Raw genomic sequence first — 11,742 nt, forward strand, 5'->3', positions numbered from 1 at the left:
ATTATTAAGATGCAAGAAAACGCTTTAAGTCAGTATATTCCTCTCTTATCAAGTCACGCTGGTAGTTGCCTTACGTTTGAAAATTGGCAGAATACTGGTATTAGAACAATTGCTTATCAAGTAGATGAATTATTAGTAAAGCCTGGATTGCCTGTTTTAAAAAAACTGACTCATCTACGAAACTATATTTCTTGGCCTGGTGAGATTGTTTTAAATGCTTTATTAAGTCCTACGAATGCTGAAGGGATATATCAGATTCGTTCTGCTTATGATGGCCAACTTGTGAAAATTTCTGTGTCCGAATTATCGCATCTAATTAAAAAACTTAAGCCAAGTAAGGTACTTCTTCCAGTAGGGAGTGCAAAATACTTTAAAGAGTTTTGGCAGCCTCTTTTAACTGACCTTGAGCTTTACCTGCATCATGAAGAATCTATAGATGATACACTTGTTACAGGTTATTATTGTAGCTATACTGAGCAGCCGTTTAACTATTTATACAAAAGTTTACAAAGCTTTAAAAATAAGCTTTATCTTATAGGTGATTTCCAATTACAAGAAATGCAGCTTCTTCTACAAAACAATTATAGTGTTCAGTCAAATCAACCAGCTCAAGATGGTATGCAAGGCCTGTTTTATAATGAAGAGGGTAAAATTAATATTCTTAAGCAAGAACTTCAGCAAGATTACCAAACTCTTAAGGACAACTGTCAATGCCAAACTTGTAAAGCGCAATTAACGCGAGCCTATTTGCATCATTTATTGCAACAAACACCTCTGTTAGCACAGCGTTACTTAATACAACACAATGTTTATTATTGTCAAAATTATCTTATTAATCAAAATTAAAGAATTGAATTATGTCGATGCTCATTTACGTCAGCGCAAAATCCCGATATGATGTCACGCAATTTTGTTCTGCCTGATGTTTTTAGGGTAATGATAAAATAGACCTTTTGCCTAATCTACCCCCTTTAAGTCATAAGGAGATTATAGGGATTTTGTGGTGCTTATTTACTAACTGTAAGTTCAGTACCTTAATTTAGTCCTTTACTATTTTAAGAAGAGTAAATTAGGCAAAAGGTCTAATGGCAAGTTTGAGGAGACCAAATATGAGTTTTTTTATCAATGATGCAATGGCTGCAGCTACAACAGCGCCTACAGGACAGGCTGAGGGCGCATTCCCTTTGGTAATGCTAATTGCTATTTTTGTTTTATTCTATTTTATGATAATAAGACCAAATAATAAAAGAGCAAAGGAGCATCGTGAGCTAATAAGTAATTTAAAAAAAGGAGATGAAATTGTTACTTCAGGAGGTATATTAGCAAAAGTAGTTAATATAGATGAGCAATTTATTAAAATTAGCATTGCTGAGGGTGTAGAAATTAACGTTCAACGTAATGCTGTTGTGGCAGTATTACCTAAAGGTACTATTAAGGCCCTTTAAGCTGGTAGGGACTAGACTTATGATGCATAACAAATATCCGTTTTGGAAAAATATAGCGTTAGTTATCGTTGCTGTAATTGGTCTTATCTATGCTATACCGAACTTATATAGCGAGGATCCGGCTATCCAGATATCTTCTCAAACATCAATAGACGTTGAGCAACTTAAACAGCAAGTAGCAAATCTCCTTGCCGAAGCCAAAATAAATTACAACTCGATAGCTACTAGTAATGAAAGTATTGAAATAAGATTTTCATCAACCGACACACAATTATTAGCTCAAGATGTTCTTAAAAAAGGTTTAGGTCAAGGCTATACAGTTGCTTTGAATTTAGCACCTGCTACGCCTAATTGGTTTAGTAAGATTGGCGCTGAACCTATGAAACAGGGGCTCGATTTACGTGGTGGTGTTCATTTTCTCCTTGAAGTTGATGTCGATAGTTTGGTAAATCGCCGCTACGAAGGCTTAATGAAAAATATTGGCCAAGATTTACGGGAGAAGGGAATACGCTATGCAGGTATCCGTTATTTTCCAGATAAAGGCGTCAATATTATATTCCGTACACCTGACGCAATTGATGATGCTGCTCTTGAAATTAAAAATAATCTACCAGGCATTGTTGTTAATAAATTAAAAGAAACAAACACGTTAGTAGTTTCTTTATCACCTGCTGAGCTTAATTCAATAAGACAAAATACCATCGAACAAACAATGAGTATTTTGCGAAATCGAGTCAATGAACTAGGTGTTGGTGAAGCTGTTGTTCAGCAACAGGGGGCGACTCGTATAGCTGTTGATTTACCTGGTATTCAGGATGCAGCGCGGGCAAAACAAATTTTAGGTGGTACTGCAACGTTGGAGTTTCATCTTGTCGATCAGGAAAATGATCCTCAAATTGCTAAGCAAACAGGCGCTGTTCCTGTTAACAGTAAACTTTATATGATGGATGGCCATCCAATTTTATTAAAAAAACAAGTTGTATTAAGTGGCGATTCAATTACCAGCGCTGTTTCTAGTTTTGACCAACAAACTGCTTCACCAGCAGTACAAGTTCAACTTGGTGGGGGCGGCGAAAGTTTATTTACCAAAATAACGCGCGAGAATATTGGTAAACGAATGGCAATTGTTTTTGTAGAAACGAAAACAGCCCTACAAACAGTAAATGGCGTGACAAAACGCGTTTCACAGCGTGAAGAGCGAGTGATTAGTGCACCTGTTATTCAAAATGCTTTAGGAAATAATTTTCAAATTACAGGCTTAACGGATTCAAAAGAAGCAAGTAATTTAGCATTGTTACTTCGTGCCGGCGCTTTACCTGCAGTTATTTATCCTGTTGAGGAACGTACCGTTGGTCCTTCACTTGGTAAAGAAAATATACGCCGCGGTATGATATCTTTAGAAGTGGGCATGGGTTTAATTATAATACTTATGTTAGTTTACTACCGTTTTTTTGGTTTAGTCGCTAATATTGGTTTATTCCTAAACCTTGTTTTGTTAAGTGCATTATTATCACTAATCGGTACTACGCTCACCCTGCCTGGTATTGCGGCCTTTGTTTTAACAGTAGGCATGGCAGTTGATGCTAATGTTTTAATCTATGAGCGTATACGTGAAGAATTACGCAATGGCATGTCACCGCAAGCTGCGATTTATGCAGGTTATGATCGGGCTTTCTCGACAATTATAGATGCTAATGTGACAACCTTAATTGTTGGCGTTGTGTTATTTGCAATAGGAACTGGACCGGTACGTGGTTTTGCAGTGATCTTATCATTAGGCCTATTAACCTCAATGTTAACAAGCATTACTTATACACGTGCGATAGTAAATTGGTACTATGGCGGACGGAATATAAAAAAATTATCTATAGGTATTTAAGGCGAGAAATAGATGGAATTTTTTAATCCAAATTCAAAAATAGATTTTATGGGGGCAAGAAAGTGGACAGCTTTATTTTCTGCCCTAATTTTCATTATCTCAATTGGTGCTTTGTTAGTTAATGGCTTAAAGTGGGGACTTGACTTTACCGGTGGTACACAAATTGAAGTCACTTTTCCTGAAGCAGCTAACCTGACCTTGATTCGTGATAATCTTTATCAAGCTGGTTTTAAGGAAGCTCAAGTAATTAGCTATGGTACTTCTAAAGATGTTTTAATTAGTATTGCTCCTCGAATGAATCAAGAGCAAAGTGTCTTAGTTGATAAAGTTATGAACGCGATGCCCCCTGGTGCAATCAAGCAGCGAGTTGATTTTGTAGGTCCGCAAGTAGGGGAAGAATTGGCGACTAAAGGTGCATTGGCTATTATTGTTTCTTTATTGGGAACCATGATTTATATTGCAATGCGTTTTGAATACAGGCTTGCAGTTAGCTCTGCGGTTGCTTTAATACACGATCCTGTATTAATACTAGGCGTGTTTGCTCTGTTTAATATAGAGTTTGATTTAAAAGCACTAGCTGGTCTATTAGCTGTAATTGGGTATTCACTTAATGACACAATTGTGGTGTTTGATAGAGTTAGAGAAAATTTTGTAAAAATACGACGGGCTGAGCCACTAGAAATTATGAATATTTCTATTAATCAGACGTTATCAAGAACAATTATGACTTCTTTACTTACGTTATTTGTTGTCGTTGCTCTTTTTATTTACGGTGGTGAGACAATTCGCGGTTTTTCTCTGGCATTGATAATAGGTATTATCGTAGGAACTTATTCTTCTATCTATGTAGCTGGGGCACTAGCAGTCGGTATGGGCTTAGATAGAAAAGATTTTCTTCCCACTCAGCGCCGCGAAGTTGATGACCGGCCTTAAGTATTTAATTTCGACGTAAAAGGGCAAATCTTTTTATGCCGTCATGAAAGCGTACCATTTGGTAAGCGAGAATAGCTAAATTGTTTGATAGTAAGAATAGTTACACAAACTAGATATAATTCAACCTTTTATATTAAAGAGCATATGAAGCTGTTGCGTGTTTTAGACTCAGTAACTGCCTTTAAAGCAGGGGCTGTAGCGACGATAGGAAATTTTGACGGTGTACATTTAGGACATCAAGCGCTTTTGGCAAAGCTTAAAGCTAATGCCCTTAAACTTAAGCTGCCTTCTGTCGTTCTAATATTTGAGCCTCAACCTAGTGAGTTCTTTTGTAAAGAAAAAGCGCCAGCACGCTTAACTAGTTTAAGAGAAAAAATAGAAATCTTACAAAAGTCGCAAATTGATTATCTTTGTTGTCTCAAATTTAATCAAAGATTAGCCAATATGTTAGCGATTGACTTTGCTCAAACTTATTTCTTTTCTTTACTACAAGCTAAATATCTCTTAGTTGGCGAGGATTTTCGCTTTGGCCAAGGTAGACAGGGAGATATTAATTTATTAGCTAGTATGACTAAAAAGTTTAATTGTACGCTCGATATTTTCTCTAATTATGTTCTAGATGGTCAACGTGTAAGTTCAACTAAAATTAGAACGCTTTTATCTCAAGGCCAGTTAAAAGAAGCGCAAGCGTTACTGGGAAGGCCATATAGTCTTTGTGGCAGGGTAATTCAAGGACAGAAACGTGGGCGCGAATGGGGCATTCCTACAGCAAACTTAAACCTACGGCGTTTAACTTTACCTTTCACTGGTGTTTTCTGTGTTCAGGTCCAACATGAAAATGGCCAAATAATAAATGGTGTTGCTAATCTAGGATGTAGGCCTACCGTTGATGGTAAACGCAACGTCTTGGAAGTACATTTATTTAATTTTAATGGTAATTTATATGGCAAAATGCTAAAAGTTATTTTTTTACATAAATTACGTGATGAAGCTAAGTTTTCGTCTATTGAGAAATTGATTCAACAAATACACGATGATGTTAAAGAGGCAAAGTGTTATTTTAGTAATTTATTTGTTTAAATATTAGACTTCTTTGGAAACTCGCTGCAAGGAGCTAAGTTGTAGGTTGCGCCAGCGCACAGAACCGGAGTGTACATCGAGTACATGAGGATTCGAGCACTGCCGCAGCCTGCAAATTGGCCATTGCAGTAGAGTTTCCAAAGAAGTCTATTATAATTTTATTTAATTTATATAATCGAGTAGTTATAGAATGGCAGAGTATAAAGATACCCTTAATTTACCTCATACAGCTTTCCCGATGAAGGCCAATCTTGCTCAGCGTGAGCCGCAATTTTTAGAAACATGGTATTCAACAGATATTTATAAAAAAATTAGACAGGCACGAGCAAAAGGGGAACGTTTTATTCTTCATGATGGTCCACCTTATGCCAATGGCCATCTTCACTGCGGTCATGCCTTAAATAAAATTCTAAAAGATATTATTGTTAAATCAAAAACATTAAGTGGTTTTGATGCCCCTTTTGTACCTGGATGGGATTGCCATGGCCTACCTATAGAATTAAATGTAGAGAAAAAAATAGGTAAAGCAGGCATTAAAGTTGATGCTAAAGAATTTCGTATTAAATGCCGTCAATATGCCGAAAGTCAGATTAATATACAAAGAGAAGAGTTTAAACGGTTAGGTGTTTTTGGTGATTGGAATGAGCCTTATGCAACTTACAACTATAATTATGAAGCGAATATTATTCGAGCATTAGGTAAGATTATTGAAAATGGTCATTTGCAGCAGGGTTTTAAACCAGTTCATTGGTGTATTGATTGTGGTTCCGCACTTGCTGAGGCTGAAGTTGATTATGAAGATAAAACGTCGCCTTCTATTGACGTTGCATTTTACGCAGATAATCCTAATGAAGTTATTAGTTTATTTGGGCAAGCGCTGCCAGTTAAACCTGTTATAGTGCCTATTTGGACTACAACACCTTGGACTTTGCCTGCCAATGAAGCAGTGACATTCAATCCTAAATTAAATTACAGCTTAGTTGATAATGGTGAACATTACTTTTTAATTGTTGAAGAGTTAGTTGAACAAGTAATGAATCGCTATGGGTTTTCAGATTATCAATCTGCTGGAAAGCTTCCTGGCGAGAGCTTTACTCATCTACAGTTGCAACACCCCTTTTATCAGAAGTTGGTCCCTATTATCACAGGTGAGCATGTAACAACCGAATCAGGTACAGGCTGTGTGCATACAGCACCTGCCCATGGTGTTGAAGATTATAAGGTAGGGCAAGCGTTTAATTTACCTTTAGTAAATCCTGTCGTGGGCAATGGCTGTTATGCAGAAGACGTGCAGTACTTTGGAGGACTATCCGTTTTAAAAGCAAATGAAAAAATAATTGATTTGCTTGGTGAAAGAAATAGGCTTCTTCATAAGACATTTATCAACCACAGCTACCCACACTGCTGGCGCCATAAAACACCAATGATTTTTTTAGCTACACCGCAATGGTTTATCTCTATGGATCAAAATGGCTTAAGGCAACATATTTTAAATGAAATTGAATATGTTAATTGGGTTCCAGAATGGGGCAAACCACGTATAACCAATATGGTTGAAAACAGACCTGATTGGTGTATATCACGGCAAAGAGCTTGGGGAACACCTATTCCTCTATTTGTTCATAAAGCAACACGACAACTACATCCAAATACATTGGAACTACTTGAAGAAGTGGCTAAGCGAGTTGAGAAAGAAGGTATTGAGGCCTGGTTTGCCTTAAATACAGAAGAGCTTTTAGGCAAAGATGCTAATGACTATGATAAATTAACGGATACCCTAGATGTATGGTTTGATTCAGGTATTTCCCACTATAGTGTTCTAATGCAAAATCAATCATTAGGTTTACCAGCTGACGTTTATTTTGAAGGCTCAGACCAACACCGCGGCTGGTTTAACTCATCACTAACAACCGCGGTTGCAATGTATGGCCATGCACCTTATAAAACTGTTTTAACGCATGGTTATACAGTCGATGCTGAAGGCAAAAAGCTTTCTAAATCAAAAGGTAATTATGTTTCTTTAGATAAACTGATTAATCAGTATGGCGCTGATGTGCTACGTTTGTGGGTCTCCTCAACCGATTATCGTAATGAAGTGAGCATCTCTGAAGAGATTATCAAACGAACCAGTGATGCTTACCGTCGAATTCGTAATACAGCGCGATTTTTATTAGCTAATTTAGTCGATTTTGAACCTGAAAGTCATCTTGTAGCACCTGAACAATTAGTAGCGCTAGACAGTTGGGCTATTAAGCGAACACAAGCGTTACAGGAAGAGATTTTAACTGCCTATCAACAATATAATTTTCACATTATTTACCAAAAAATTCATAACTTCTGTGCTGTAGATATGGGTAGTTTTTATTTAGATGTGATTAAAGACAGGCAATATACCACTTCTAAAAATAGTTTGGCACGTCGTTCTTGCCAAACAGCTATGTATCATATTGTACAAGCCTTAACACGTTGGCTTGCACCGATTCTTTCTTTTACAGCAGAAGAGATATGGCAATGTATCCCTGGCCAAACGATAGAGTCGGTTTTCTTAGAAACCTGGTATACAGCATGGCCTGAAATTAACAGTGTTGATATGAATTTATGGCAACGTTTACAAAATGTTCGCAATGAAGTGAATAAAGCTTTAGAAACACAACGCCAACAAGGCGTTATTGGCTCAGCCTTGGCAGCTGAAGTAACACTTTATGCCAATCCTGATTTAGAGCAGCAATTATCGCAATTGGGTGACGAGTTACGTTTTTTATTAATTACTTCTTCAGCCCAAGTTAAGCCGCTAAATGATAAGCCAGCTGAACTTACTATCAATGCGGAATTGGATTTAGCGATTGCCGTTAAAGCAAGCGAGATGGAGAAATGTGCGCGTTGTTGGCACCGATCTGATGACATTGGCTTAAATCCAGAGTATCCTGATTTATGTCGCCGCTGTATAAACAATATAACTGGAAATGATGAGGTTAGATATTTCGCATGAAGAAATGGCCTTGGTTACTTTTAAGTCTATTAGTTATTGTTATTGATCAGCTTTCTAAGTTTTGGGCTGCAACACAATTATTACCTTATCAACCTGAGCCCTTATTGCCTATGGTTAATTTTACTTTGGCTTATAATACAGGTGCAGCATTCAGTTTTTTAAGTAATGCAGGTGGTTGGCAACGTTGGTTATTTGCCATATTTAGTTTAATAATGAGCGCTGTGCTATTGATATGGCTTTTACGTACGCCAAAGCATTTAAAATTACAACTAGCAGGTATAAGCCTAATTTTAGGGGGCGCCATCGGCAATCTATATGATCGAGCTATAATCGGCTATGTCGTTGATTTTATTCAAGTCTATTATAAAAATTTCTATTGGCCCGTGTTTAATATAGCAGATAGCGCCATTTGTATAGGCGCTTTTCTATTGTTAATTGATTTAAGCAAAAATAGCTGTAGACAACGTGCTTAATTGGGTTGCTTCTGGATTTAAAATACTGACTGCATCGACTGAGGGTAAAGATAAATAATGCTCAGCCTCATCCCACTCAACCTCCATGGGAAATAAACGTAACATAGGTAAGCATCTATTTAATAACACACAAAAAGATAAAGTTGATGGGTAAGGACGTACCTGATAATAGCCTAGAGCCATAACCTGCATTGCTTCAGAAATCGTAGCGACCCCAGGTAGATAATTAACTGAGTAAATTGCTGCAGTTTGGGCAATAGCGGGTAAAAAACCTGGGCTTGAGACAAAATGAACGCCTGCTTGATAACAATTTTCTAACTGCTGAGTATTAATAACGTTGGCTGCCCCAATCCGTAATTTTGGAAATTGCTGCAAAATAGATTTGAGTAACGTTTCATCATGGGTATTAATCTCGACAGCGGAGAAGCCTGCCTGGGTAACTTGTTGAAGCCTATTAAAAAGTAATGCATCAACATCTAGCGTCACAATAATTGTTTGTGTGTTAAATAATTTATCAGTCATTATACTCTTCATGAACAAACGGCGATGCACTAATGGTAGAAGACTTAGCGCTTCTTAGCAAGTGTCTGAAGCATTTAGATTATCTTGATTTTCATAAAAAATTTTCTATGAGTAGTGATTCTTTATAGAGAAATTGAAAAATTAAAATTCACCTACCATTAGGTAGGTGAAAAGCTCATGTTCTTGGCGAACGTATGGCTGCGTTAGATTGTTGCCTTAGATATTCCTGATTGCTTGCTGCTTGAAAATCATCAGCTACTGCGGGACCAAGAATAGATTGTAATTGTTTATGTGGATCACTACCATTACTACTAGGCCTTAAATTTCCTAAGGCGGCGGCTCTTCCTAAATTAGGATTAGATTTATTACGTAGTTCAGCTTCAATACTTGCTTTTGCCGCTTGTAATTGCTGAAGTTGAGTTTTTAACTGCGTAATTTCTTGGGTAAGGGTACTTTTTCTTTCACTAGTGTTGCTCTTTCTCTCTTGATGAAATTTATTCTCTGCTTTTTCAGTTTCGCTGATAAGTTTTGACATTATTAATGAGTCTCGTGTACGATTAGCTGCTTTTTCTTTCCAATTTTCATTATTAAAGTCAGTCTTTTTATCAACTAGGAGGAGCGTATTATTCTCCTTAATAAACTTTTGATCAGGCCTTAGAATATAATAAGTAGCATCGTCAAATGAATCTACTTTATTACCTTCTTTATCATAAAGCGTTGCCTCACCATCATACACATCAAGCATGTCTTGCAATTCACCAACTTGAACGTATAATGCAATATATGCAGGCTTTTTATCCATGGCTTTTTTATCATCACCATTAATAAGGCATGTCTCAATTTCGAGCCTTTGCTTTTCTACTTCGGCTTGAAGCCCCTCTATACGTCTGGCAATCTTACCTCTAGCTGCATCTTTACTGGCGGGATTAGCAGGGTCAAATTTATAATTCTCTTTCTCTAAATTACTTAAACCAGTTTCAAATGCCCGATAGCGCGAATTAATACTTTTTCCGTACTCGTCAATCTTAGAGAGTTCCTTATCAACTATAGTTAACTCATCCGTTTTGTCCTTTAACTCATCTTCAGTTTCTTTTATGAGATTGTTAGTGTATGTTAGGGTCTCGTCTAACTCACTAGAATTTTGAGCATTAAGAAACTTTTGCCTATCTTTATCACGTTGAAGTATTTTTTCAATCTGCTCTTGGGCATATTCACAGATTTGTTTATAATTCTTCTCATCTTCTTTATCAGCCAATTTAAGAAGCAAATAAGCTAACATTTGGTGATGACGTGCTTCATCTTCCATAACTTCTTTACGTATATGCTCTTCTTCCTCAATCATTTTAATGAATTCTTCTACTATCTTTACACGAACAGCCTTGCCAGTTTCTGTAGTATTTAGGAATCCAATGACATCATTTGCATATTGAAAGCCCTTTTGAGGTAATTGTTTTAAAATTTCTTCTGCGTTACGGTCTTGTAAGGTATTTACAAGAAAATGGTCTAAATCAGCACCAGTTATAACAGTTGGCCCCCGGCGCTCTAATTCTATATCCGAAGGTATCTCCGTATTACATGTTAACGAACTTACACCAAGCCGCGTGAGTTTATTAGGAAGTTTAAATTTAGTTGCCATAGCTACGCCTATTTATAATCTAATATAATTATATCCAAGTAATTGTGTTGTTGAAAGCCTTTTTGATTATTTTTGTAACAAATACTAAACAAATTTACCAGCACCTAGACGCCGGGCCTGTCGGCACGCCAGCAGGACCTGCAGTAATACCTTTTACACCTAAACTATTTAAAGTTAGGGTCTGGCAACGCGTATCATTGGTTGCTTGCTGGTTATTAGGTACAGCTTGTAGCGTATAACTAGAAGGCGTTTGCGCTGTAATCGATAAAGTATACCATTGCTCGGGTGATAAATTAGTTGCTCTTACATCCGTTGCATTACCTGTGCCAATTGTTGCTGTTTGATAGGTATTTTGCTGCGCATAGTACCGTTCCAGGCGACTTGCTAAATCAAGTAAAGCAGCTTGCCCATCAGCACGCCTGCTGCGAGTAATATAATCCTGATAACTAGGGTAAGCGATCATAGTTAATATAGCTACAATGACAACCACAATCATTAATTCAATTAAGGTAAATCCTTTATTTAGATTTTTAACCACAATCATGCCTAATTCCTTGCATTATATTCAATTGAAACGCCTTAATTTAAATTATACCTAATCTAGCTTATTTAAACCGCGAATTTCAGATAAGAATTACCTAAAATCTTTAATAAATCAACGATAGTTTCGTTAAAACTAGCCAGAAATGCCCAAATGAGCACTACTAGTTCTGTACTTTTGTCTAGTTTTGCCTTGCCCTCATTGATTTTTCTTGATTTTAAGCGGTTGTTATTCGAAATTTGTG

General features: G+C 36.9%; 10 protein-coding genes. 7 read left to right on the top strand and 3 right to left on the bottom strand.

What is annotated here, in order from left to right:
- The first annotated feature begins 9 nt into the window (after window positions 1-9).
- The 7 genes from ACQUW5_RS08060 to lspA all read left to right on the top strand — a co-directional run bounded on the left by ACQUW5_RS08060 (window position 10) and on the right by lspA (window position 8,799).
- The gene (locus tag ACQUW5_RS08060; protein ID WP_444990718.1) at window positions 10-846 is read left to right on the top strand and encodes a hypothetical protein; all 837 of its coding nucleotides are present in this window, start codon (window positions 10-12) and stop codon (window positions 844-846) included.
- A 263-nt stretch (window positions 847-1,109) separates the two neighbouring features.
- Window positions 1,110-1,445 carry a preprotein translocase subunit YajC gene (gene yajC, locus ACQUW5_RS08065; RefSeq protein WP_444990719.1) on the top strand — a complete coding sequence of 112 codons (336 nt, stop codon included), beginning with the start codon at window positions 1,110-1,112 and terminating at the stop codon, window positions 1,443-1,445.
- Between the two features lie 22 nt (window positions 1,446-1,467).
- Window positions 1,468-3,324 (top strand): protein translocase subunit SecD, encoded by a 1,857-nt coding sequence (gene secD, locus ACQUW5_RS08070; protein ID WP_444990835.1) that lies wholly within the window; start codon window positions 1,468-1,470, stop codon window positions 3,322-3,324.
- 12 nt (window positions 3,325-3,336) lie between these two features.
- Window positions 3,337-4,257, top strand: coding sequence for a protein translocase subunit SecF (secF, locus tag ACQUW5_RS08075; protein WP_444990721.1), 921 nt, complete (start codon window positions 3,337-3,339; stop codon window positions 4,255-4,257).
- A gap of 144 nt (window positions 4,258-4,401) precedes the next feature.
- Window positions 4,402-5,337: a bifunctional riboflavin kinase/FAD synthetase gene (ribF, locus tag ACQUW5_RS08080; protein WP_444990722.1), complete on the top strand. Its 936-nt coding sequence runs from the start codon at window positions 4,402-4,404 to the stop codon at window positions 5,335-5,337.
- A gap of 190 nt (window positions 5,338-5,527) precedes the next feature.
- The gene (ileS, locus tag ACQUW5_RS08085; RefSeq protein WP_444990723.1) at window positions 5,528-8,326 is read left to right on the top strand and encodes an isoleucine--tRNA ligase; all 2,799 of its coding nucleotides are present in this window, start codon (window positions 5,528-5,530) and stop codon (window positions 8,324-8,326) included.
- Window positions 8,323-8,799 (top strand): signal peptidase II, encoded by a 477-nt coding sequence (lspA, locus tag ACQUW5_RS08090; protein WP_444990724.1) that lies wholly within the window; start codon window positions 8,323-8,325, stop codon window positions 8,797-8,799. The genes ileS and lspA overlap by 4 nt, the downstream gene beginning before the upstream one ends.
- Here lspA and ACQUW5_RS08095 read toward each other — a convergent pair.
- The 3 genes from ACQUW5_RS08095 to ACQUW5_RS08105 all read right to left on the bottom strand — a co-directional run bounded on the left by ACQUW5_RS08095 (window position 8,767) and on the right by ACQUW5_RS08105 (window position 11,501).
- Window positions 8,767-9,324, bottom strand: a complete 558-nt coding sequence (locus tag ACQUW5_RS08095; protein WP_444990836.1) for a beta/alpha barrel domain-containing protein — start codon at window positions 9,322-9,324, stop codon at window positions 8,767-8,769. The genes lspA and ACQUW5_RS08095 overlap by 33 nt on opposite strands.
- 172 nt (window positions 9,325-9,496) lie before the next feature.
- Entirely contained in the window at window positions 9,497-10,957 is a 1,461-nt protein-coding gene (locus ACQUW5_RS08100; protein ID WP_444990725.1) for a hypothetical protein, read from the bottom strand.
- A 94-nt stretch (window positions 10,958-11,051) separates the two neighbouring features.
- On the bottom strand, window positions 11,052-11,501 hold the full coding sequence (locus tag ACQUW5_RS08105; protein ID WP_444990726.1) for a type IV pilin protein: 450 nt from the start codon (window positions 11,499-11,501) through the stop codon (window positions 11,052-11,054).
- Between the last annotated feature and the right edge of the window lie 241 nt (window positions 11,502-11,742).

The organism is Legionella pelazae (assembly GCF_052527395.1).

What these genes read in the sequence shown, in the direction of transcription:
- ACQUW5_RS08060 (WP_444990718.1), top strand. Translation starts at nt 10, where the DNA reads ATGCAAGAAAACGCTTTAAGTCAGTATATTCCTCTCTTATCAAGTCAC.
- ileS (WP_444990723.1), top strand. Translation starts at nt 5,528, where the DNA reads ATGGCAGAGTATAAAGATACCCTTAATTTACCTCATACAGCTTTCCCG.
- lspA (WP_444990724.1), top strand. Translation starts at nt 8,323, where the DNA reads ATGAAGAAATGGCCTTGGTTACTTTTAAGTCTATTAGTTATTGTTATT.
- ACQUW5_RS08105 (WP_444990726.1), bottom strand. Translation starts at nt 11,501, where the DNA reads ATGATTGTGGTTAAAAATCTAAATAAAGGATTTACCTTAATTGAATTA.
- ACQUW5_RS08100 (WP_444990725.1), bottom strand. Translation starts at nt 10,957, where the DNA reads ATGGCAACTAAATTTAAACTTCCTAATAAACTCACGCGGCTTGGTGTA.
- secD (WP_444990835.1), top strand. Translation starts at nt 1,468, where the DNA reads ATGCATAACAAATATCCGTTTTGGAAAAATATAGCGTTAGTTATCGTT.
- yajC (WP_444990719.1), top strand. Translation starts at nt 1,110, where the DNA reads ATGAGTTTTTTTATCAATGATGCAATGGCTGCAGCTACAACAGCGCCT.
- secF (WP_444990721.1), top strand. Translation starts at nt 3,337, where the DNA reads ATGGAATTTTTTAATCCAAATTCAAAAATAGATTTTATGGGGGCAAGA.
- ribF (WP_444990722.1), top strand. Translation starts at nt 4,402, where the DNA reads ATGAAGCTGTTGCGTGTTTTAGACTCAGTAACTGCCTTTAAAGCAGGG.